This window comes from Thalassospira lohafexi (genome assembly GCF_002844275.1).
GTDB lineage: Bacteria > Pseudomonadota > Alphaproteobacteria > Rhodospirillales > Thalassospiraceae > Thalassospira > Thalassospira lohafexi.
In genome coordinates, this window is sequence record NZ_NXGX01000013.1 from 25,983 (window position 1) to 49,695 (window position 23,713).

Consider the following 23,713-nt stretch of genomic DNA (forward strand, 5'->3'; position numbering starts at 1 on the left):
AGGTCCCGCATGAACGATACGTCAACAGAACCCGTCAAACGTCACTTCATTGATCCGGCACCGCGTTTTCGCGATCAGCGCAATCTGCTTCCTGCGGTGTTTCTGGATCGGGACGGGGTGATCAACGAAGAAGTTCATTATCTGTCGCGGATTGAAGACCTGAAACTCATCCCCGGTTCGGCGCGTGCCATTGCGCGCTTAAACGATGCCGGTATTCCGGTCATTGTCGTGACAAACCAGTCGGGTGTTGCGCGCAGCTACCTTACCGAAGATCAGCTTTGCGATATCCATCAGGAAATGATTGCCATGCTTGCGCGCGAACATGCCGCCTTGCAGGGCATTTACTATTGCCCGTTTCATAAGGATGGTGACGGCGAATACCGCCGCGAAAGCACCTGTCGCAAACCAAAACCCGGCATGCTTTTGGCAGCCGCGGCGGAGTTTGCAATTTCCCTGACCGATAGCGTCATGGTCGGGGACCGGATCAATGATCTGCGTGCCGGGCATGCGGCGGGCACGCGAACCATTATGGTGCGCACCGGGCACGGCGCGAAGGAAGCCGCACTTCCCGATGCGACCAAGGCCGATGTGATCGTCGATGATCTGGCGGCTGCCGTTGATTATATTTTGACATCCGTCATTGGCCGTTAAGTCCGTCGATCTTAAGGCTGCTTGATGCACCAGTTCTGCCACATCTCGCGGCAGGCATCTTCAAATTCGCGCGCAACAGCGGGTGCATGCAGGGCTTTGCTGTTTTGCAGGCGCTCGCGCATGTTTTCACGAATGCTGCCAAGGGCAGAAAGGTCTGCTGTCAGCATGATGCATTTATCGACATAGCCCTTTTGCGTATGTGCACAAAGCGCACCAAGCCCGATATCGCTCAAAAGGCCAAGACCCATCCGCGATCCGGTCAACTCACCGGCCAATGACACAAACGGAACCCCGTGCCACAGCATCTCGAAATGGTTTTCAAGGCAGATGGCTGGGAATGGTGCCAATCCAACGTCAATCTGGGCATAAAGGGTGGCGCGGTCTTGCTGTTCAATGCGCCCGGCAAGATCAAGCTTGTCGCGTTTAATCCCGGCCTGTCGTGCACGATCCAGAAACGTCTTGGCCGCATAGGCATCTTCAAGAACTTCGTCCTGAACAACAATGCGGCTGTTTTTGACCTTGTTAAGGATCCGCGCAAAGCACATCAGCGTCTCATCACTGATATGAGAAAGCCGGTCAATACAGCCAAACCGGATCACATCGCCAAACGCCGCGGGCAGGGGCGACACCGGTATTGTGTCATCAAACTCACCGGGCAGGTACGGCCCGAATGACAAGATTTGTGGTTGCTCAGAAAGCAATTTGTTGGCCGCAAGCTTGCCGCTGAACAATTCCTTATGCCCGATCAGATAATCAATCTGTGACATGCCGGTGCTGTTTGCCGCCATGCTGGCCTGCACCGGCGCACTGTGCAGCGCGAAAACCTCAATCGGTTGGGCTGGATGCGGGCCGCACAGATCAATCAGGATATCGATCTTGTCCTTACGAATGCGGTTGGCGATATGCATCGGGTCCTGACCATATACCTCACGCCAGCCATCGGCCATCACCTGCCACGCATGGGTTACCTGATCGGGGCGTGGTGTTGCCGAATATAAAAACAGTTCAACGTCGTTACGGTTCAAATGCCGTGCAAGTGCGCCCAGAAGCTTGAACGACGGATGGTCACAAAAGAACGGCGAAATCCAGCCGATGCGCAATCGTTTATCGGTTTGCTTGCTGTTGGTGAATTCAGGCAGGGCTGCGATGGGCATGTGATGTTTGGCCCAGTTTTTCGCAGCCTTGCTTAAGGTCACACCATCCGTGGTCGACTGTTTGGCCAGTGATCGCAAAAGAATGCTATCCGCATTAACATTGTCAGGATGCTTTTTAAGAACGGCCTCAAGGATTGCGATGGTTTCGGGTAAATCACCGCATTTCAGCATGATATCGGCCAGCACAAGGTCAATATCGACCGTATCCGTGGTCAATTGCCGTGCGGTTCTAAGAAGGGCAATTGCCTTGGCATATTGTCCCTGATGGGCAAGTGCCTGCCCCAGTCCGCGCAGACCCGGAACAAACTTTGCATCAATGCTAAGGGCGCGTTGATAAAGGTTCTGTGCTGGTTTGGGATAGCCAAGCCGCAATAACATTGCCCCGACACGGGCAATCATGATCGGCGTAATGCCCGCGGCCTCGGCGGCGTGCTCAAGGGACTTTAACGCCGCTTCCTCCTGACCAAGCGCATGTAGCGCTTCGCCAAACAGAAGAAGCCCTTCAAAATGATCTGGCTGAAGCCCCAGCAACCGCCCCAAAAGATCAACCGACTGGCCAAGATGGCCGCGCGGTAATTCCAGACGGGCCAGATGATAAAGGGCGGTGGGGAAATCACCGTGATAGCTGATGGCCTGTTTGAACTGATCAATCGCCTTTTCAAGCTGTCCGGCACTTTCAAGTGCGATGGCATAATTGCACCGCGCTGCCGGATTGGCACCAAACCGGCCAAGGCAGCTTTCAAACAGATCAAGTGCTTCGCCGTACCGCCCGACACTTGTCAAAAGTGTCGCCAGAAGGTGTTCTGCTTCTGGGTTACCTGGCGCGATATCAAGAACCTGCCGATAGATTTCTTCTGCTTCTTCGGCGCGATTGCCTTCATGCGCACTCAGTCCGCGTCGCAACAGTGTCTTGAGTTGGTCGGACATGGGTGGGGGCTGCTCCGCCTTGCTTTGATCGTAAAATAATCTATGTGAGAGAGTCGGCGCTCACGCACTACTGCTCTGTAGTGGTATAAACATTAAATGGTTCCGGATCGCCTTTAAAGTATTGAGTTTCAAGCGGTGCGACCGAGGTTCTTGGATTTAGGGCAAAAAAAGCCCCGAACCGTGAACCGGCCCGGGGCGAGAATGGGAGTGGGAGAATCGCCTGGCGGCGATAATCACCTACTAAGATATGGTGTGATGGCGCAGAGGTCGCCTATCTAATGGGATAGTATTTGAGGTCTTTCGGATAGGTTTTGGCCGAGGGTACGCTTGAGGCTTCCGAGCATCAAATGCACGTCCGTACTGATGAATGATATGGCTGGTGGTCTGGCACTTGGGTATCAATCGTGCCATATGATGGAATATGGCGAAATTTTCGGGCAAAAAACTGTCAAAATGCGCGAAGACTGTGCTAGAACGCACTCATATCACGAAAACGCAATCCGCGAATAAGAGAGGTTCCTTCCATGCCTGAATATAGGTCCCGTACAACAACACATGGCCGCAATATGGCTGGTGCGCGCGGCCTTTGGCGCGCCACTGGTATGAAAGACGAAGATTTCGACAAGCCAATCATCGCGGTCGTCAACAGCTTTACCCAGTTTGTGCCCGGTCACGTACACCTCAAAGACCTCGGTCAGATGGTCGCACGTGAGATTGAGGCCGCTGGCGGTGTTGCCAAGGAATTCAACACCATTGCCGTTGATGACGGTATCGCGATGGGCCACGACGGCATGCTTTATAGCTTGCCGTCACGCGAAATCATTGCCGATTCCGTTGAATATATGGTCAATGCCCATTGCGCCGATGCGATGGTCTGCATTTCCAACTGTGACAAGATCACCCCGGGCATGTTGATGGCGGCAATGCGCCTGAACGTTCCTGCGGTGTTTGTTTCCGGTGGCCCGATGGAAGCAGGCAAGGTTACCATTGATGGCAAAGAACGTCATCTTGACCTTGTCGATGCCATGGTCGAAGCCGCTGATCCGAATGTCTCGGAAGAACAGCTTGGCGTTGTTGAACGATCTGCCTGCCCAACCTGCGGCTCGTGCTCGGGCATGTTTACCGCCAACTCGATGAACTGTCTGGCCGAGGCGCTTGGTTTGGCTCTTCCGGGCAATGGCTCGGTGCTGGCAACACACGGCGCGCGTAAGGAACTGTTCCTTGAAGCGGCCCGCACGTCGGTCAAGCTTGCACGTCGTTATTACGAAGAAGAAGACATCGGTGCGACCCCGCGCGGCATCGCAACGTTCGAGGCGTTCGAAAATGCCATGGCGCTTGATATCGCGATGGGGGGCTCGACCAACACCGTGCTTCATCTGCTGGCAATCGCCAAGGAAGCCGAAGTTGATTTCACCATGACGGACATGGATCGTCTGTCGCGCAAGATTCCGTATCTTTCCAAAGTTGCCCCGAACCACCCGATGTTCCATATGGAAGACGTCCATCGTGCTGGTGGCATCATGCGTATTTTAGGTGAACTTGAACGCGCTGGTTTGCTCCATACCGACGTTTCGACGGTTCACGCCAAAACCATGGCCGATGCCCTTGAAAAATGGGACATCAAGCGCACGACGAATGACGCCGTTCACAAGTTCTTCCGTGCGATGCCCGGTGGCGTGCCCTCTCAGACAGCGTTCAGTCAGGAACGTTATTGGGATGACTTGGACCTTGATGAAAAAGAAGGTTGCATTCGTGACGTTGAGCACGCCTACAGTCAGGATGGCGGGCTTGCTGTTCTGTTTGGCAATATGGCGGTCAATGGTTGCGTCGTTAAGACTGGTGGCGTGGATGAAAGCATTCTGAAATTCACCGGCCCGGCCGTGATCTGCGAAAGTCAGGACGAAGCCGTCGCCAAGGTTCTTGGTGGTGAGGTCAAGGAAGGCGACGTTGTTGTCATCCGTTACGAAGGCCCCAAAGGCGGTCCGGGCATGCAGGAAATGCTCTATCCGACCAGCTATCTTAAGTCGATGGGCTTGGGCAAGGCGTGCGCACTGATTACCGATGGTCGTTTTTCGGGCGGGACGTCGGGGCTGTCGATTGGTCACGTTTCCCCCGAAGCAGCCGCTGGTGGGGACATTGCACTGGTCGAGCCGGGCGATACCATTGAAATCGACATTCCCAATCGTACGATCAAAATCGCGGTCGATGATGCGGTGCTTGCCGCACGTCGCAAGGCGATGGAGGCCAAAGGCCCCGAAGCATGGCGTCCGGCCAAGCCGCGCAAACGTAAAGTCACAATCGCCCTTCGCGCCTATGCTGCCATGGCAACCAGCGCTGATCAGGGTGCTGTCCGTGACGTAACACAGGTCGAATTTTGATCTGAGATAAAGTTTCGGCCCATCTTGGGGACGTAAAAGCAAAGCGGGGTACCATTGGTGCCCCGCTTTGTTGGTTAATGGGTATTTGTGATCAGGAAAGCGCGTTTTCCAATGGCAGATGTTTGTATCCCAACGCATCAGCAACCGCCTGATAGGTCACCTGACCGGCATGGACGTTCAACCCGGCGGCCAGATGCGGGTCATCCTGACAGGCCTTTTTCCAGCCCTTGTTGGCAAGTGCCAGGGTAAAGGGCAGGGTGGCGTTATTGAGCGCAAACGTCGATGTGCGCGCCACAGCACCGGGCATATTGGCAACGCAATAATGCACGACATCATCAACGATATAGGTTGGATCGGCATGGGTGGTGGCTTTGGATGTTTCAAAGCACCCGCCCTGATCAATGGCGACGTCAACAATCACCGAGCCCGGTTTCATTTTTGACAACTGATCTCGGTGGATCAGTTTCGGGGCGGCGGCACCAGGGATCAGCACGGCACCAACCACCATATCAGCTTCATAAACCAGCGCCTCGGTATCATCGATCGTGGCATATTGGGTTTTGATGCGCGGTCCAAACAAATCATCAAGATAGGTCAGGCGTTTGATGTTGCGATCAAGGATCGTCACATCCGCCCCCATGCCAGCCGCAATGCGTGCGGCATTGGTGCCGACAACACCGCCACCGATCACAACCACCTTGGCCGGGGCGACACCGGGCACACCGCCCAGCAACATGCCGCGTCCACCATTTGCTTTTTGCAGGGCCGCGGCCCCAACCTGTGGCGCCATGCGTCCGGCCACTTCGGACATCGGGGCCAGAAGGGGGAGGCCGCCGTTACGGTCGGTCACGGTTTCATAGGCAATCGCGGTGACACCCGATTTCACCAGTCCGGCGGTCTGGTCCGCGTCCGGTGCCAGATGCAGATAGGTGAACAACAGCTGCCCATCGCGCAGCTGTTCATATTCGACTTTTTGCGGTTCCTTGACCTTGACCACCATCTCGGCAGTGGCAAAGATTTCTGAGGCCGTCCCGATGATTTCGGCACCAGCGGCGATATAGTCCGCATCACTGCACCCGATACCGTCACCGGCACCGGTTTCAATGATAACCTTATGTCCATGCGTGGTGATTTCCCGGACCGAGACCGGGGTTAATCCCACGCGGTATTCATGGTTTTTGATTTCCTTTGGAACACCAATAAGCATTGCGTTCTCTCCCGACGAATGTGGTGACACTTGGGCTTCCCGCTGGCATGTCCGGCGGTGCCCCTAGCGCATTGCGCTATTTGGGTCAGGCTTTGCGCCTTCTTTTTTATTGTTTGTGCATGATACCCTAAAAATTGGGCAATTAATCTTCAATTCATGGTGAGTTTGGTGGTATAATTGCTAGATAATTTTAAAAAATAACCATGTTATCAGAGGAATATTCGAAATGCAGATTGATGAACGTGATCGCATGATCTTGCGCCTGCTGCAGCGAGACGGGCGCATCAGCAACGCCGAACTGGCCGAAAAAGTGAACCTGTCAGCATCGGCATGTCTGCGCCGTGTGCGCCTGCTCGAAGAAGCCGGGTTCATTGATCATTATACGATGTTGCTCAACCCGGCCCGCATCGGTAAGCCGGGCAACGCGTTCGTCAATATCTCCATCACCCGCCAAACCCGCGAAGCTCTGGAAACTTTTGAAAAAGAAGTCCAGAAGGTGCCCGAAGTTGTCGAGTGCTACTTGCTGGCCGGGCAAAGCGACTATCTCGTGCATGTGGTCTATAGCGACACCAGCGACTACGAACGCATCCACAGCGAAGTCCTCACCCAACTTCCCGGTGTTGAACGGGTGCAAACCATCATCACCCTGCGCGAAGTCAAACGCACCACCGAACTGCCAGTCTGATCAGTCGTCACAAGCCGATTTAAGGGCCTGCCAGTCTTGGTCGCTGATATCAACGGCCCCTGTTGAGGGGCCATTTTCAAATTGTGCGATACGCGCTTCCATATCCGGGTGGGAACTAAACATCTCGGGCAAGTCGAGCCCGTGTGCTCCATCTTTCAGAGTTTTGTTGAGCTTGCCAAACAGGACCGCGGTATCTGTCATGCGGATGTTGGCGCGCTCCATGGTCTCAAATGCGAACTGATCAGCTTCGCGTTCCATGTCACGGGTATATCCCTGTTGCAGGATAAATTCCGCCGGGACCATCGCCGAACCACCACTGATCAGACGGATCAACTGGGTAACGGCGATGTTGGAAAACATGTTGCGCAGGCCATGGTGCTTTTCGCTGTGCCCGATTTCATGGGCTAGGACTCCGGTAAAGGCTTCCTGACTTTCCATAATGTCGAGAAGACCGGAAAATACCAGAACTTGACCACCGGGGAGGGCAAGCGCATTGGGAATATTGCTCCGCACAAAGGTGACGTCGTAGTCATACTCAAATGGTGTGCTGTTGCTGAGTTGGGCAACGATTTGTTGCACTGCCCTATCTGCCGCGTTTTTGGGGGTGCAGACCGCAAAGTCGTCCTCAAGCTGTTCCAGTGCAAACAGGATTTGCTCACGCCCCGCCTTGCCAAGAGCGATTTCCGACTGCCGTGGATAATGATCAGCCACAAGGTTTACCGCCACCGGCACACCAAGCCAGATGGTAAGCCCCACCAACACCGTAAAACCAACAATGCCAGAAATCAGGCGCGTTATAGACTTGCGCGATGCCTCGTCTACGGCAACTGCCGGCGAACCATGTCGGAGTGCGTCGGCAACCGAACTGGCGTCTTGTGCATCAAACACAATTCGCATGCCGTTATCTTGGGCGCGACGCAGGCGTAGCGGGCGGTTGGTTTCGGGTTTCTCGCATAAAAGCAAATCCTGACGGGCAATTTTGCAAATCTCGCCGTCAGGATCGTCAATCAGGACGTCACGGTCATCGATGATGACCGTGACGTTTTGGGCTGCGGATGTCTTCCCGTCAAAGTAACGGGCAGTGACGTTAAAGCTCATGTTTCATCCACTAAATTCCACCAAGATCAAATGCCTCTGCCAATCCTTCGCCAGTACGTGGGATGTTCTGGGCTTCGGCGTTGGCATGAAGGTCGGTAATTTGCCCCTGATAACCCATCGATGAAATGTCCGCAGCCAACATCGAATGGACGAGGAAGGTAAACCCAGCAATGTTAAGGGCCGGGGCAATCACAAGCAGAGTTATGATTGCCGGGACCAAAATCATCATGCCCTTTTCCTGCGAGGTAAGGCCAGCCGTCGGATTAGATAGCAAAATCACATATGCACCACCAAAAACCCAGACAAGTACTGCAATAACAATCACCACCAGCAATGAGACGCCCAAGAACCGCAAGATGATATTGATGTATTGTGACGTCTGCAGGTTACTTGAAAACCGAATGGCGCCCATTTCTGTGCAATCGGCCTGATACCGGAAAAGCCAGACATTATAATTCAGGAAAATGAAAGCGACCCCGAAATAGGCGATCACTCCTGCCGTAATCGGAAGCCAGATCATACTAGGTCCCGAGGCAACAGCACTTAGGGCAAGGACGCTGCCAACGACCAGAACCAATATTGCCCAGCTTTTGAGCCAGCGTTTGAAAGCAGCACCGAACGTGCCATTGAAGCGCGCCTGCGTATCACCGATCCATGTGTTGTCGGTTTGATAACGGGTGGTGGTAATGAAGCCAAGCGGCGCAAGAAGACCGAGCGACAAAAGTGTTACGATTGAGGTGCCAAACCCGATCAGGGCATATTTGAATGCTGATCCACTAAGACGTGCACGAATGCCACGCCAGAATGTCCGGCTGTAGCGATACCGTGTAGCGCGATAGGTTGCGACAAAGAACAGGAACGCAACAGCAATATAAGTAAAGATCATCGGCAACATCATAAGATGTGCCGGCAACATCGATCCGATGAAATTAAGGGCCAGAATGACAGGCACAAGAATGAGCGTCACAATGACAAAGCCAAGGAACAGTTCCAACCCGCGCCCGGTATATTCAAGGGCGTCGCCGTCAATGACGATGTTGCTCCAGATATAGCGCCGCATGCGTGTTTTGGCCCAAAACCGGAAAATGCCCAGTGTCAGTATGGTCCATAACGTGTTCCAGCAACACAATTTCAAGACGTCTTGCCAGCGTCCGAAATATGAGATGTCACCGGGTTGTCCATGCGATGGTGCGCCGTCTGACGGTCCGTTGCCCCACGGTTGGCCTGTATGGGGTGGCTCATTGCCGCCAGTTCCCGATGTGGTCGGTCCTTCCATGTAAACCGGATGATCTTGTGAACTGGCAGTATTCTGCGAAGTGACATCATCGTAAATGTTCGCGGTGGGTTCTGATGTCGAATTTTCAGATAGAAGTTTATTTGGGCCGTCATTTCGCGGCCCGGTGTTTTCTGTGCTCATATGCCCCTCGGTCTCTAATTGGGTGTCTTTCAAGCTGTCGTGAAAGTTCTCTGATTTTTCAGATGTTTATTCCCCCAAATTCATTTTATCGCTCTTTAATGAGGGGCGCACTCACTCAAAAGGTTAGGCAAAGACACCTTCTGGCAGGGCGACTCGGCGTAAAAATGGACAGATATAATGAATTTGTTCAGATTTGATCGTTATGGTTGATGTTATATGACCTTTATTCATTTATTTTTAGTGCGGTCATAGGGGCGAAGCGATTGTTTTCCCGATGTTTCATAAATTTTGTCTATTTAATTGGGTCACGTGATTTGACTTTGAGGTGAATTAATATGCAATAATATGTGTCAGGGGAAAAATGTTGGGGGAAGACATTTTATGGAACAAGAAAATCTTGTTCGGGCGCGTAGCCACGAACAGAAATTGCAGCGTCGTGCGGATATCCTGGATGCCGCACGCGAACTTTATCTTGAAGGCGACGGCACCTTGCCGTCCGCGGCCGAGGTTGCGCGTAAGGCAAACCTCGCTAAAGGTACGCTGTATCTTTACTTCTCAAGCAAGGAATCGCTGTTTCTTGAAGTGCTTCGGCACTTTCAGAAAGGCTGGTTTGAGAACAATCTTGATATCATTGATCAGGAAGCCTTGCGGCGTCCCGAAGACCGGGACTCAACGCGGGTTGCGCGACAGTTTGTCGACTATCTCGTGAAGAACGAGAAATTCCTGTATCTGGCATCTTTGTCACAAGGCGTTCTGGAATCGGGTTCTGATGATGAAATGGTTGTCGGTCAGCGGCGTTTTCTGGCATCCATGGTTAAACGTACCGCCGATGCCTTGGCCGAGCTTTATGAAATCACGCCAGATGAAGCCAATAAGCTGATGCGCTCATCCTATGCGCTGGTCATTGGCCTGTGGCAAATGTCGCAGTTGCCCGACCGGGTCAAGAAGCTGATGGAACAGAACGCGCTCAACAACCTGATTATTGATTTTGCCGAGGCCGCAGAAGAAGCGGTTGTAAGCTATTGGCGGGTTGTTGCACCGGGCATGAAATGCCGTGAAATGATGCGTCGCGCCAGCGAAGGCATGACCGTCAAGTAACGTCGCGATAGTACAAAAATACCCCTAAAACGAAAGCAGCGCCCGACATAACGGGCGCTGCTTTTTTATTGGTTTTATCACGGCCTTTTAAAGGCTGTGCGTTAGGCTTCCTCAGTCGAGGACGCCCGGCTGCGGTTGCGCTCAGACCGCAGGATCAGCAGGCTGGAAATCAGGATCATCGCCGACACCGCCAAAATGATCAGGGTCGCCAATGCGTTGATTTCCGGCGAGACCCCAAGCCTTACCGATGAGAAGACTTTCATCGGAAGGGTGGTCGATCCGGGGCCAGCGACAAAGCTTGCAATCACAAGATCATCAAGCGACAGGGTAAAGGACAAAAGCCACCCGGCCAAAAGGGCAGGCAGGATCATCGGCAAGGTAATGACAAAGAAGATCTTTGCCGGTTTCGCCCCAAGATCCATGGCCGCTTCTTCGACCGATGTATCCATGCCCGACAGGCGCGATTGCACAACAACTGCAACATAGGCGGCACAGAATGTTGTATGGGCAATCGTGATCGTCGAAATACCACGTCCTGCAGGCCATCCCACCATTTGCTCAAGCGTCACAAACAGCAATAGCAGCGAAAGGCCGGTGATGACTTCGGGCATGACCAATGGTGCGGCAATCATGCCTGAAAACAGCGTGCGGCCCTTAAATCGGCCAAACCGCGACATGACAAGCCCGGCAGGCGTGCCAAGGGCCAAGGCGAGTGTCGCCGACATCACCCCAATGCGCAGGCTGTTCCAGGCGGCATCAATCATGCCGTCATTGGAAAACAGCGATACATACCATTTGGTCGAAAATCCGGTCCAGACGGTGACGAGTTTGCCCTCGTTAAAGGAATAAATCATCACCAGCAGGATCGGCACATAGAGAAAGGCAAAACCAAACACCAGTGCGGACAACAGGAAGGTAGATCTTTTACCGCTCATGACTGGCGCTCCTCCTGCTTGGTCTGGATATGCTGGAACCACATGATCGGGACGACCAGGAACACCAGCATGGCAATCGCCACAGCCGATGCAATCGGCCAGTCACGGTTGGCAAAGAACTCGTTCCAAAGCGTTCGCCCGATCATCAATGTATTGGGTCCGCCCAGAAGTTCCGGGATGACGAATTCACCAACCGACGGAATAAACACCAAAAGCGATCCGGCCAGAACGCCCGGCATCGATAAGGGCAGGGTAACCTTAAGGAAGGCCTTCCATGGCTTGCAGCCAAGATCAAGTGCGGCCTCAATCAGGCTGACATCCATTTTTTCCAGTGTGGAATAAAGCGGCAGGATCATGAACGGCAAATAGGTGTACACGATCCCGACAAAAACAGCCCCCTCTGTCTGGCGCATGATCAAGGGCTCGGTGATGATGCCCGTCCACAGAAGGAACGCGTTGATCAATCCTTCGCGGTCCAGAATGCCGATCCACGCATAAACACGTATCAGAAAACTGGTCCAGAACGGCAAGATCACCAGCATCAAAAGAATACTGCGAACCGACCCGCGCGCACGGGCAATGCCGTACGCCATCGGATAGCCGATCAGAAGCGTGATGACGGTCGAAATCGCCGCAATCCGGATCGAATTGAGATAGGCCGTGGCATAAAGGTTATCAGACAGCAGGAACAGATAGTTCCCGAAGTTCAGCGTGACAGTCACGCCTTCTTCGATCCAGTCAAACAGCGAGCTATAGGGCGGCTGGGCATATTCCGCCATGGCAAAACTGATCTTGAGAACGATCAGGAACGGCACAAGGAAAAATAGAAACAGCCAGACATAAGGAATGCCAATCACCAGCACGCGACCGTGCTTGATCATCCAGCGGTCAAATCGTTGCTTTAAGCTAAGAGACTTCTCTGGTGTGTCACTGGTCATTTGTTCAGAACCGAAGCAGCCCCGGCCTCCCACGATACCCAAACCGGGTCTTCCCACGTATAGCGGGGTTCAATCTGACGTGTGGAGTTGGGTTCGGTGACCTTGATGCGTTTGCCACTGGCAAGGCGCACGTGATAGGTCGAAATACCCCCCAGATAGCCGATTTCCTCAACCTTGCCCGACACGCAGTTATATTTGATGTTTTCTGGTGGTTCTTTGGTCAGACGCAGACGTTCGGGGCGAAGGGCGGCCCAGAAGGTCATGCCGCGGTGACCCTGAACCGCGTGATCGATATAGATTTCGCAACCACCTTCGTCCGATTTGATGACGGCATATTTTTCATCATCATCAATCAAAACGCCCTCGACCAGATTAACCTGACCAAGGAAGTTCGCGGTATAGCGGCTGTTGGGATATTCATAAAGTTCAAACGGGGTGCCGGTCTGGTTGATGACACCTTCATTCATCACGGCAATGCGCGATGCCATGGTCATGGCTTCTTCCTGGTCATGGGTCACCATGACAAAGGTTGTGCCGACTTTTTCCTGAATGTTGACCAGTTCGAACTGGGTCTGTTCGCGCAGCTTTTTATCAAGCGCGCCCAGCGGTTCATCAAGCAACAGCACCTTGGGCCGTTTGACAAGGGATCGCGCCAGTGCAACACGCTGGCGCTGCCCGCCTGAAAGTTGATGGGGTTTGCGTTTGGCAAATTTGCTCATCTGCACAAGGGCCAGCATATCGGCAACCAGCTGTTTGGTTTCGCTGCGTGATACCCCATCTTGTAACAGGCCGAACGCGACGTTTTGTTCAACATTCATATGCGGAAACAGGGCATAGGACTGGAACATCATGTTGGTCGGGCGTTCATAGGGCGGGACACCTGCCATATCGACACCATCGATATAGATCTTGCCCGATGTTGGTTCTTCGAAACCGGCCAGCATCCGAAGCAATGTGGTCTTACCGCACCCTGATCCACCCAAAAGTGCAAAAAGCTCGTGGCGGTAAATGTCGAGAGAAACATCATCCACAGCGTAAAAGTCACCGAACTTCTTGGTCACATTCTCAAAGCGGATGAAAGGCACCGCATCGGGATTGTTCCAAGGCTGTGTCTTATGCACATCCTCATGTGCACGATCCAAAACCGCCTCTGGCACCAGCATTCTCCCCTTGATCAATGTCACGATGAACCGATTTCATTGGGCGACAGTCCCTGATGACCTGCTGCGCAATCATTGATTGTTGCGCCTGCGCCAAGATGTCGATCCGTTCTGATAACAGGATGAAGCAATTCTTCAATCTGTAAAGAGGGGTGTGCGATATTTTGAACAACAATCGGTTTCTGCCGCTGTAAACGGCAGAAAATGGCCTTTGGGTGTTCAGAAAATATGCATTATTCGATTGTGGGAGTGATGTGTGACTTCGAGAATTCAGGGTGGAATTGATGGTGTGATCGCGAGTCCGCGATATGGTGGCTCGGACAGGGAACCCGTGGAATACTGCAAAGCAAAAGGGCGCGATTGCAATCGCGCCCTTGCTCGTCCGGTAGGTTAGATCGTAATTGGCAAAGATGCCTTACTGACCGGTTTTAAGCTTGGTCCACATGCGGGTCCTGGTCCGTAGAAGACGAGAATCCGGCTCGACCTTGGAACGCAGACGTTCTTTTACTTCCTGCGGCGGATAGATGCCCTGATCTTCCAGAAGGGACGGGTCAACCATCTCCATAGCTGCAAGGTTCGGGGTTGCATAGGCAACGTAGTTTGCGATTTCAGCCTCGACATCGGCACGCAGCACATAGTCGATAAATTTGTGTGCCAGATCCGGGTTCGGTGCATCTTCCGGGATCATCATCGCATCAAACCAGATCAGCGTACCTTCCTTTGGAATGACATACTTGATCTCGTTGCCATTGCCGGCTTCTTCTGCACGCAGGGCCGCCATACCGACATCGCCCGACCAGCCAACAGAAATGCAGGTATTCCCGTTTGCAAGGTCGTTGATGTACTGCGAGCTATGGAAATAGGTCACATAAGGACGGATTTTATCAAGCTGCGCAAAGGAGCTTTCGATTGATTCCTTGGTCGGTTCGCCTTCCGGCACATTGCCAAGATAGAAGTTCACCAGCGGCGCGATCTCGCCCGGATCATCCAGAAGCGACAGGCCACATTTCGATAGTGGCTCGGCATATTTTGGATCAAAAATCATAGCCCAGCTATCAACCGGTGCATCATCACCAAGGACTTCCTGAACTTTGGCAACGTTGTAGCCAAAGCCGTTGGTGCCCCAGAAATACGGCACGGCATAGGTGTTGTCCGGGTCGTATTTTGCCTGCTGCTGCAGGATGACCGGATCAAGGTTGCCATAGTTCGACAGCTTCGATTTATCAAGCGGCTGGAACAGCTTGGCCCGGATCAGGCGTTCGGCATCTGCAAGGGTCGGAACCACGATGTCATAGCCGGAGTTACCGGCAAGCAGCTTGGCTTCAACCAACTGGTTGCTGTCATAAACGTCATAGTTGACCTTGACGCCATATTCCTTTTCGAAATTCGCAACGGTTTCCTCGCCGATATAATCAGACCAGTTATAGATGTTGAGAACTTCCTGTGCGGATGCGCCAAAGGCAAAGCCGGAGACGGCTGTTGCAAGCACAATCATGCTTGAGGTTTTAAGAAGAGATTTCATTTCGCTGAGCCTCCCATGTGGCAGCGTTTGAAAATTTAATGGTCTTGTTGTTTGGTTTCCCCAAGACCGAGGGACACTTCTAATATCCTTTGAATGGATCAGGATATTGTCAAACACAAGATGGAAAATTGTGCATTTTTCGCATCAAGTGAAAATTTAGGCATGCGCAATGCAAGAATCTTGCGCCGGGCGCGATCTCCCGGCGCAAAATTCGATCATCGATTTTAAACGTTGAGCAAAAGGTGCTCGCGTTCCCATGCGCTGATCACGGTCTGATAGGCGTCCCACTCGGCTTCCTTGACCGCAATAACCGCGGTTGAGAATTCCTCACCCAGCAGCTCTTTAAGCGGCTTGCAGCGATGGAATTTTGCCAATGCTTCGTGGATATGGCGGGGCAGGGAATGCGCCCGGTCATAGCCCGATCCTTCGATCGGGGACGTCGGATCGATTTCTTCGATAATACCCAAAAGTCCACAGGCAAGCGATGCCGCGACTGCCAGATACGGATTGGCATCCGCACCCGGAAGCCGGTTTTCAATACGGCGGGCTGCGGGCGGACCGTTGGGCTGGCGCAGACCAACCGTGCGGTTATCAAGCGACCAATGCATGTTGATCGGCGCGTCCGACCACGGCTGCAAACGGCGATAACTGTTCATGTTCGGGGCCAAAAGTGGCATGGCCGCAGGCAGATAGCGCTGCAGACCCCCGATATAGTTCAGGAACATCTTCGAATTTTCGCCGTCATCATCGGCAAACAGGTTCTTGCCGCTGGTTATGTCGAGCAAGCTTTGATGAATATGCATCGAACTGCCCGGCTGGTTGCCCATCGGTTTGGCCATGAAAGTACCATAGACGCCGTGCTTAAGCGCTGTTTCACGTAAAGTGCGCTTGAACAGGAACGCCTGATCAGCCAGTTCCAGTGGTGCACCATGGTTGAAGTTCATTTCAAGCTGGGCCGGACCGGATTCGTGGCTCATGGTATCGGCATCGATATCCATGGCTTCGCAATAGTCATACAAATCTTCAATCAACGGATCGAACTCGTTGATCGCATCAATCCCGAACGCATTTGACGCACGCTCCGGGCGGCCTGATCGGCCAATCGGCGGCTCAAGCGGATTGTCCGGATCGGTATTTTTCGCCACCAGATAAAATTCAAGTTCCGGTGCAATGATTGGTTTCATGCCGCGTTCTTCAAAGGCCTTGAGAACACGTTTGAGCACACCACGCGGCGAGATCGAAACCTCCTCGCCCGAGAAGTGATAACAATCGCAGATGATCTGGGCGGTGGGTTCTTCGTACCACGGCACGACGCGAATCGTTTCCGGATCGGGCACCATGACCACGTCTTTTTCAGCCGGATCAAGGAATGCGTCGGTTTCTTCCGGGTAGCCGCCTGTCACAGTCAGGCAGAAAATTGCCTCTGGAATGGCAAGGCTTTTGGCCTCCAGCCCGCGCAGAAATTTCTGTGTCGGCAAAACTTTGCCCCGGGCCACCCCTGACATGTCCGGTACAATGCATTCGACTTCTTCGATTTTTCGCTCAGATAGCCACTTCGTGAGATCGGTGCTCATATGTAGTCGGGCGCTTTCACGCCAGTCCTTCAAAATTGCATTTTCTTGCGTTTTTCGGGCCATTCCCGACAAAATTCACAAGAAAGAGTGATGGTCTTCAAAGAGTTTTGTATTTTATTTTGTTTTTGCTTTTCATAGTCGAATTATAGTCGAAATATCGGGTGTATCGTCGAAGATATCAATTCATATCTCTGGAACGGGTCCACCATATTGCGCTATAGTTACCACAGATTATAAGGGCACCGTTTGGATGCTGGTCAAGGAGGTATTATGAAAATCGATCATCCCTATCTTATGTTTCTTGGTGACGCGCCCGATGAACTGGCGGCAAAAACCGCACTCGGGATCAAGCAATGGCGCCCGGAATGGTGCATTGGGCAGCTCAGCCTGCCGGGCTGCAAGGCCGATCTGGGCCTGACCGAAATGACGATTGCCGAGGCAAAAGCCGCTGGCGTTAAAACGCTTGTGCTTGGCGTTGCCAACCGTGGCGGGATCATTGGCCCGGCATGGATGGAAACGCTTCTGGCCGCAATTGATGCGGGCATGGACATTGCCAACGGCCTGCACACCCGCCTGAGCACGATTCCCGAATTGGTCGAAGCGGCCGCTGCCAAGGGTGTTCGCTTGTTTGATGTGCGCCATTTTGACGGCAAAGTTCCCGTCGGAAACGGCGAAAAACGTTCGGGTAAGCGCGTTCTTGCCGTGGGAACCGATTGTTCGGTCGGTAAAATGTACACCACCCTTGCCATTGATGCCGAAATGAAAAAACGCGGGATGAAGTCTGATTTCCGTGCCACCGGCCAAACCGGTATTTTCATTGTTGGTGAAGGTATCTCGGTTGATGCCGTGATTTCTGACTTTATCTCGGGTGCTGTTGAAACCATTGCACCGGCAAACGACCCGGATCACTGGGACGTCATCGAAGGGCAGGGCAGCCTGTTTCACGCATCCTTCTCAGGCGTCACCATGGGCCTGATCCATGGTTCGCAGCCAGATGCGCTTGTGATTTGCCATGAACCGACCCGCACGCACATGCGTGGTCTTCCGGGCTATAAATTGCCAGATCTGAAAACCTGTCTGGAAGTCAACTTGCAGCACGCAAAATTGACCAATCCCGATTGCGTTGTTGTTGGTTTTGCCATCAATACCAAGTCGCTCGATGAGGCCGCCGCCACCAAACTTCTGGCCGATATCGAAGCCGAGTTTGGCCTCCCGGCCGTTGACCCGGTTCGTATTGGTGTCGCGTCGATTGTCGATAAGCTCCAGGAGATTTAATCTTGCCCCAACTCAGTGTGATTTCTGAAGTCTTCCCCCTCGCACAGGTTTTTAAAATCTCGCGCGGGGCTCGGACCGAGGCACATGTGGTCAAGGTGACCCTGACGGACGGCGAACACACCGGGTATGGGGAATGCGTTCCCTATGCCCGGTACGACGAAACCGTTGAAGGTGTCATTGCCGACATCAAGGCACAGGAAGACGCCCTGTCACGCGGCATGACGCGCAAGGAACTTCAGGATGCCATGAAGGCCGGGGCGGCACGCAATGCTGTTGACTGTGCCTATTGGGATCTTGAGGCCAAGCGATATGGCCGTCGTGCATGGGAACTCGCCGAATGTGACGCGCCAGAAGGTCTGGTCACGGCCGAAACGCTCAGCATCGATACGCCCGATAAAATGCGTGAAGCCGCGCGTAAGATTGCCCATGCCCCCTTGCTCAAGGTCAAACTCAACGGCGAAAACGTGCTCGAATCGGTGCGTGCTGTCCGCGAAGGTGCGCCAAAGGCCCGCATCATTGTCGATGCCAACGAGGCATGGTCGATTGAGCTTCTTGCCGACATTGGCGCGGAGCTTGATGCGCTGGGGGTCGAGATGATCGAACAGCCCCTGCCTGCCGGGCAGGACGATGGCCTGATCACAATTGATTGCCCGGTTTTGCTCTGTGCCGATGAGTCGGTCCATACGATTGCCGACATTCCGCGTCTGGCCAATCTTTATGACATGATCAACATCAAGCTCGATAAAACCGGTGGTCTTACTGGTGCGCTTGAACTGGCCGAGGCCGCAACCAAGGCCGGTTTGCAACTGATGACCGGCTGTATGGTCGGAACCTCGCTTGCGATGGCACCGGCCATGATCATTGGGGCAAAATCGCGCATTGTTGATCTGGATGGTCCGATCTGGATGGCCAAGGACCGTGAACACGGTCTGACATTTGACAATGGCGTGATGGGGCTGCCTGACCGGGCGCTTTGGGGCTAGCTTCTTTGGGGCACGTATTTCGATAAACGACACCTGCCCAAAGTGTCTGGAAGCGGGCTTTTTCCGATCAAAAGAATCATCTGTGCGGTATGTTGTTATGGCATGCCGCACTTTTTGTATCGGAGGGTGAGCTCAGGCCACGCCGAATCGCTTGAACTTTATAAAAAGTTAAATTATTTTTCTTTGATTAACTTTTCCGGTTTCAGGAAAATACATTTATTTATCAATATACTATTTGATGGATTTCACCTGAACTGTTGGCGCAAAACTGGCGCAATGTATACATACCCTTCTTATGGATAGTTGTATCTATGGTTAAATAAGGGAACGATCATAGGTAGTTCTACGGAGCAATTGGCTCCTGCAATTTTTGATGTTGGAGCTGTTTTGCGTGCTGTCTGGTCCAGCCATAGATGCTAAGCGCCGCGTAGGGGTTCTGCGTTGTCGCTACAAAGACTTCTTCTATACGCCTCGGCATGCAGAAATCCTGCATCTGCGGCGTAAGGAGTCGATCCAGCTTACAGCCCGTTTTGCCGCCGTATTTATGTGTGTGCTGCTTGCCGTCGTCCCGTTCTGGGATGGTGCGTATGACAGTCAGATGTGGCTGTCGCAAACTTCAATCATGCGTCTTCTTGTTGTTGGTATCGCAATTGTGGTTCTGGCCAACCGTGCGGTCAGTGCGCGCTGGCGTCGGCATTTCCCCTATCTTCCGATGTTGATGTTGGTGATTGCGGCCTGTCTTTTGTGTGGTTTTGGCGCACATGACCTTCTGGCCACACAGCGCATGTTTTCCGCACACAGCTTCCTGTTGCTGGGGCTGGTGTTGATGATTGCCATCATGCCGCTGACCTTGGTCGAGGCCGCGATACTGTCATCCCCGATCATGGTGTTGCTGGTGATTGGTGCGCAGGCATCGCTTGCGACGGGGTTTGTTGCGCTTGAGATGATCCTGGCTGTCTTGCTGCCCTTGGCAATCCTGTCTTCTTTGGTGCAGCTTTATCGTACGATTGTTGCCGCGCAGGAGGTGGCGATTGATCCGTTGACCGGCTGCTTTACCCGTGCGTTTGGCATGGAAATGATCCGGGTTACGTTTGACAGTTCGATGCGCAAAAATGCGCCCTATACGATGGCTTTCATCGATCTTGATGATTTTAAGCAAATCAACGACCGCCATGGTCATGATTATGGTGACCGGATTTTGGCAGAAGTCGGTAATAACCTTGTTGATCGCTTCCGCAGTTCGGATCTTGTGGTGCGCTGGGGCGGTGAAGAGTTTCTTGTGCTTCTGCCGGAACTTCCAATGGCGCAGGCAAATGAGGTCCTTGCGCGTGTCATGGGGCCGGGGCTTGCCAATCTGGAAGGCGGTCAGATGCAACGCGCCAGTGTCGGCCTGTCAGAACGCATCGAAGACGCCATTTCAATCCCGCAAAACCTGATCGACCTTGCTGATCAACGCATGTATGACGCAAAAAAACGCAGCGATCATGAGGACATGATTGCCGAAAGCATGTCGGGCCGTAAACGCCCGGCTGACGCCGCAGCGATCGCTGCCACGGCCCGCAAATCAAGTCGGGCGGACAGCAAGGCCGTCAATCAGACAATCAACTAGTGTCTGGTGGGATGCTGTGGCCATCAGTGCCCGCAACTATCCTTTCCCTAATCTATCCAAAATCAAATTTGATGTCTGTCGACCAGCGGGCGTCATTGATGGCCTGACGTCGCACCATCCCCGCGCGATCAAGTGGAACTGTCGTGCCATTGTCCGTCACGTTGCCACGCCGCATGCTGCTAGACCGCAGCGCGGCCGCTCTGGGGTGGGGTGATGTCGCCAGTGTCGTTTCATAAATCCCCGTTGATGATGGCCTGCCGCGATACGAAACCTCTGTGTGCACATGCCTTTACCCTCTCCGATCCGCGGACGGTTCTCCCTGCATTTGTAAAATGCCGGAGAACGGTTGTTTTGGGGATTGCGGGATGGTGAATGCTTCTTTTGTGGAAATTTTGGCCAAAAATGATTCGTTTGCGATGATTTCAATGTGGAATCGCTGCAAAACAGCCAAATTTTATCAAGCGATTCGCATTCGAAGCACAGTGGGGCAGGCGGTGGGACCCGTGTATGGAGTCCACAGGTGATCAAAATTTAACCCAAACCCGCCTGAAACCAGCACGAAACAGTGTCAGTTCCGTGAAATTGTGATGAAAAAAGGTGCAGGAATAATTTTGATAAAAAAATAGTCAAAAAGCTATTGCGTCCTGTCGGGCAAATGGGTAATCTCCATTTGTGCGCTGCGGTAGGACGCAGTGCATTCCGGCGAGCGACTTGTTCGCTCGTTTCTTGGACGTTTCCTCCCTAGACTTGGGCCGCTTTCATAGGCGGCCTTTTTTTTGTCTAAATTCAGCCATTTAGTCAAATTTGGGCATATACTCATCGTTTGAGCATATGGCCGTTTTCGGTTTGCGCGAAATGGTGCGGTGCAAATCAATTGCCGGTCGAAATTAGCTGCAGCTATCCTTTAGCGCGACAATTTGAGTGTTCTGATCTGCTTCTGACAGGGCCGGATCGCGCAATTCCTTGATCATATAACGCAATTTGATGCGAATGGCGGCCTCGCTTTGTGGGCTGGGCTTTTCGGATGCATTGGCAACAGCGCGCTTAATCCAGATTTCTGCATTGTTCGTCTCGGTCGCGGCGGTGGGATTGATCTCGTAATAGGCCGCACACGCCAGATCTTCGCGCCAGTCTTCGGTGGTGGTCAGAAAATCCATGTCATAAAAGCCTACCGCTGCAATCACGATGACTGCAATCGGCAATGCTTTGTGGCTGCCAAGCTGGCGCAAGCCGTCAGATAGGGAATTGTGCGACGATATGATTCCGACCTCAGTTCAGAGTGGGGCACCAAATATGCGCAGCCGCTGATGCGCGATCTGTGTCGCGATTGCGGCTATACTCACTTCTCGCGCTCTGGATTGCCGTCTGGGAAGTTGCCATCGCCATCCCCCAGCCCGCGCTGCATGATCACGCTATCGACCCAGCGACCCAGTTTAAAACCGGCCGACTGCAAAGTCCCGGCAACGCGAAAACCAAGCCGCGCATGCAGCCCGATCGAGGCAACATTGGCAGAATCGCCAATCACCGCCACCATCTGGCGATAGCCAAGGGCCGTGCAGCGCGTCAAAAGCTCTGCCAGAAGCGCGCGGCCCGCTCCCTTACCAACCACGTCAGGCGCGATATAAATCGTGTCTTCGACGGTAAACCGATATGCCGGGCGGGTCCGATAAGCCCCGGCATAGGCAAATCCCTCAACCCGGCCATCAATCTCGGCAACCAGATAGGGCAGGCCGCGTTCACGCACATGCTGCCAACGCGACGTCAGTTCGGCGATTTCCGGTGCGCGTTCTTCAAACGAAGCCAGGCCATGCAAAACATGGTGGCCATAAATTTCGGTAATGCGCGCGAAATCTTCGGGTTCGGCATCCCGGATGATCAGGTCGATTAAGGGAACACTGGCATCAGTATGGGCGGGGCTGGTCATTAAAACGGGTTCCCGTCAAGATCGTGGAAGCTTGAAATCAGATGGGTCATTTGTTCGCGCAAGGTATCAAATCCGCGATGCGGCGTGATCGTTGCTTCATCCATATAAAGTGATCGGGCAAGCTCGATCTGAAGGCTATGCACATTGGCCTCGGGATGGCCGTAATGGCGTGTGCAATAGCCCCCGGCATATGGATCATTGTGCGCCGGGATAAAGCCCAGATTGCGCACGCGATCATCCACAAACCGCGTCAATGACGGGTGGCAGGAACTTCCATAGCAATCGCCAAGCACCAGATCAACGCGGTTTTTGGCACTATCGACAGAATCACCGGGCATCGAATGGCAATCAATCAGAATGCAGTAGCCAAATGCGTCACGCGTCGCCTTGATCAAATTTTGCAGGGCGCGATGATATGGCCGGTAATAGGTGTCAATGCGATCAAATGCCTCGGTGACGGGCAGGCGGGATTTATAAATCTCAACCCCGCCACTGACCACGCGCGGGATTGATCCCAAGCCTGACAGGGCGCGCATCGAATGGGTTTCGGCATCGGCGGGCAACTCACCGTCAAACATACGTGGATCAAGCTCCAGCGCGCCGCGATTAACATCGACATAGGCGCGCGGGAACGTCGCACACAGCAAGGGCGCGCCCAGTTGCGGGGCGGCGGCAAACAGCTGATCGACAAAGGCGTCTTCGGACGCGCGCAGTTCAAACGATCCGATCCGCGCGCTGGCAATCAGGTCTTGCGGATACTGGCGTCCCGAATGCGGTGATGCAAAGACCACGGGCAGGGTTTGCCGTGCTGGAAGAATAACGGTGGCGGGGCCGGTTGTGGCCATTTCCGAAGGCAACTGGTTCATTGTCTTGGTATCATCCATCCCTGATGGCGGTTTGGTTATATCCCGACTCCGATCTCTCACAATCTGATCTATAGCATATGGGAATTGGCTGGCAATTGATGAAGAATTTTTGTCAAAAACCCATTTCTGGGGTTGCGCCTTTGTCTGCCTTGGGCTAAATACCGCCTCGCCGACGCAAACGGCAGGACCACTTCTTCTTAACCGAAGGGGCGGTCTTTCGAAAGATGGATTTGCGGGCCTATAGCTCAGTTGGTTAGAGCGTTCGCTTGACATGCGAGAGGTCACAAGTTCGAGTCTTGTTAGGCCCACCAT

Annotated in this window: 19 protein-coding genes and 1 tRNA gene; 8 read left to right on the top strand and 12 right to left on the bottom strand. The window is 53.2% G+C overall.

What is annotated here, in order from left to right:
* Positions 1–9 precede the first annotated feature (9 nt).
* Positions 10–651: a D-glycero-beta-D-manno-heptose 1,7-bisphosphate 7-phosphatase gene (gene gmhB / locus COO92_RS20965; protein WP_101304886.1), complete on the top strand. Its 642-nt coding sequence runs from the start codon at positions 10–12 to the stop codon at positions 649–651.
* 11 nt (positions 652–662) lie between these two features.
* Here gmhB and COO92_RS20970 read toward each other — a convergent pair whose 3' ends face one another.
* Positions 663–2,732, bottom strand: a complete 2,070-nt coding sequence (locus COO92_RS20970) for a tetratricopeptide repeat protein (protein WP_101304887.1) — start codon at positions 2,730–2,732, stop codon at positions 663–665.
* Positions 2,733–3,256: 524 nt separating this feature from the next.
* Between COO92_RS20970 and ilvD the strand changes: the two genes are divergently transcribed.
* Positions 3,257–5,110: a dihydroxy-acid dehydratase gene (ilvD, locus tag COO92_RS20975; protein ID WP_101304888.1), complete on the top strand. Its 1,854-nt coding sequence runs from the start codon at positions 3,257–3,259 to the stop codon at positions 5,108–5,110.
* A gap of 91 nt (positions 5,111–5,201) precedes the next feature.
* On the opposite strand, the gene ald is transcribed toward ilvD, so the two are convergent.
* Positions 5,202–6,317, bottom strand: a complete 1,116-nt coding sequence (gene ald / locus COO92_RS20980) for an alanine dehydrogenase (protein WP_101304889.1) — start codon at positions 6,315–6,317, stop codon at positions 5,202–5,204.
* Positions 6,318–6,543: 226 nt separating this feature from the next.
* Here ald and COO92_RS20985 point away from each other — a divergent pair, with 226 nt between their 5' ends.
* Positions 6,544–7,002 carry an Lrp/AsnC family transcriptional regulator gene (locus tag COO92_RS20985; RefSeq protein WP_022730369.1) on the top strand — a complete coding sequence of 153 codons (459 nt, stop codon included), beginning with the start codon at positions 6,544–6,546 and terminating at the stop codon, positions 7,000–7,002.
* Here COO92_RS20985 and COO92_RS20990 read toward each other — a convergent pair whose 3' ends face one another.
* Complete coding sequence (locus COO92_RS20990; RefSeq protein WP_101304890.1) at positions 7,003–8,100, bottom strand: M48 family metallopeptidase; 1,098 nt, start codon at positions 8,098–8,100, stop codon at positions 7,003–7,005.
* A 10-nt stretch (positions 8,101–8,110) separates the two neighbouring features.
* Positions 8,111–9,517 carry a YjgN family protein gene (locus tag COO92_RS20995; protein WP_101304891.1) on the bottom strand — a complete coding sequence of 469 codons (1,407 nt, stop codon included), beginning with the start codon at positions 9,515–9,517 and terminating at the stop codon, positions 8,111–8,113.
* A gap of 381 nt (positions 9,518–9,898) precedes the next feature.
* On the opposite strand from COO92_RS20995, the gene COO92_RS21000 reads away from it, so the two are divergent.
* On the top strand, positions 9,899–10,615 hold the full coding sequence (locus COO92_RS21000) for a TetR/AcrR family transcriptional regulator (RefSeq protein ID WP_101304892.1): 717 nt from the start codon (positions 9,899–9,901) through the stop codon (positions 10,613–10,615).
* A gap of 101 nt (positions 10,616–10,716) precedes the next feature.
* Here COO92_RS21000 and COO92_RS21005 read toward each other — a convergent pair whose 3' ends face one another.
* The 5 genes from COO92_RS21005 to COO92_RS21025 all read right to left on the bottom strand — a co-directional run bounded on the left by COO92_RS21005 (position 10,717) and on the right by COO92_RS21025 (position 16,744).
* Complete coding sequence (locus tag COO92_RS21005) at positions 10,717–11,550, bottom strand: ABC transporter permease subunit (RefSeq protein WP_101304893.1); 834 nt, start codon at positions 11,548–11,550, stop codon at positions 10,717–10,719.
* Complete coding sequence (locus tag COO92_RS21010) at positions 11,547–12,488, bottom strand: ABC transporter permease subunit (protein WP_101304894.1); 942 nt, start codon at positions 12,486–12,488, stop codon at positions 11,547–11,549. Before COO92_RS21010 ends, COO92_RS21005 begins: the two co-directional genes overlap by 4 nt.
* A complete protein-coding gene (locus COO92_RS21015) occupies positions 12,485–13,651 on the bottom strand; it encodes an ABC transporter ATP-binding protein (RefSeq protein ID WP_101304895.1) in 1,167 nt (388 codons plus the stop codon). Before COO92_RS21015 ends, COO92_RS21010 begins: the two co-directional genes overlap by 4 nt.
* Before the next feature lie 412 nt (positions 13,652–14,063).
* Positions 14,064–15,170: a polyamine ABC transporter substrate-binding protein gene (locus tag COO92_RS21020; RefSeq protein WP_101304896.1), complete on the bottom strand. Its 1,107-nt coding sequence runs from the start codon at positions 15,168–15,170 to the stop codon at positions 14,064–14,066.
* Between the two features lie 224 nt (positions 15,171–15,394).
* Complete coding sequence (locus tag COO92_RS21025; protein WP_101304905.1) at positions 15,395–16,744, bottom strand: glutamine synthetase family protein; 1,350 nt, start codon at positions 16,742–16,744, stop codon at positions 15,395–15,397.
* Between the two features lie 270 nt (positions 16,745–17,014).
* Between COO92_RS21025 and dgcN the strand changes: the two genes are divergently transcribed.
* The 3 genes from dgcN to COO92_RS21040 all read left to right on the top strand — a co-directional run bounded on the left by dgcN (position 17,015) and on the right by COO92_RS21040 (position 20,611).
* Complete coding sequence (dgcN, locus tag COO92_RS21030; protein ID WP_101304897.1) at positions 17,015–18,019, top strand: N-acetyltransferase DgcN; 1,005 nt, start codon at positions 17,015–17,017, stop codon at positions 18,017–18,019.
* Between the two features lie 2 nt (positions 18,020–18,021).
* Complete coding sequence (gene dgcA / locus COO92_RS21035; RefSeq protein WP_101304898.1) at positions 18,022–19,002, top strand: N-acetyl-D-Glu racemase DgcA; 981 nt, start codon at positions 18,022–18,024, stop codon at positions 19,000–19,002.
* A gap of 391 nt (positions 19,003–19,393) precedes the next feature.
* Positions 19,394–20,611: a GGDEF domain-containing protein gene (locus tag COO92_RS21040; RefSeq protein ID WP_240626551.1), complete on the top strand. Its 1,218-nt coding sequence runs from the start codon at positions 19,394–19,396 to the stop codon at positions 20,609–20,611.
* A gap of 887 nt (positions 20,612–21,498) precedes the next feature.
* Here COO92_RS21040 and COO92_RS21045 read toward each other — a convergent pair.
* The 3 genes from COO92_RS21045 to COO92_RS21055 form a co-directional block, all read right to left on the bottom strand.
* The gene (locus COO92_RS21045) at positions 21,499–21,768 is read right to left on the bottom strand and encodes a hypothetical protein (protein ID WP_133125104.1); all 270 of its coding nucleotides are present in this window, start codon (positions 21,766–21,768) and stop codon (positions 21,499–21,501) included.
* A gap of 182 nt (positions 21,769–21,950) precedes the next feature.
* Positions 21,951–22,535: a GNAT family N-acetyltransferase gene (locus COO92_RS21050; RefSeq protein WP_101304901.1), complete on the bottom strand. Its 585-nt coding sequence runs from the start codon at positions 22,533–22,535 to the stop codon at positions 21,951–21,953.
* Entirely contained in the window at positions 22,535–23,401 is an 867-nt protein-coding gene (locus tag COO92_RS21055) for an N-formylglutamate amidohydrolase (RefSeq protein ID WP_028791210.1), read from the bottom strand. Before COO92_RS21055 ends, COO92_RS21050 begins: the two co-directional genes overlap by 1 nt.
* 234 nt (positions 23,402–23,635) lie before the next feature.
* Here COO92_RS21055 and COO92_RS21060 point away from each other — a divergent pair.
* Positions 23,636–23,712 (top strand) — tRNA-Val (locus COO92_RS21060).
* Position 23,713 lies beyond the last annotated feature (1 nt).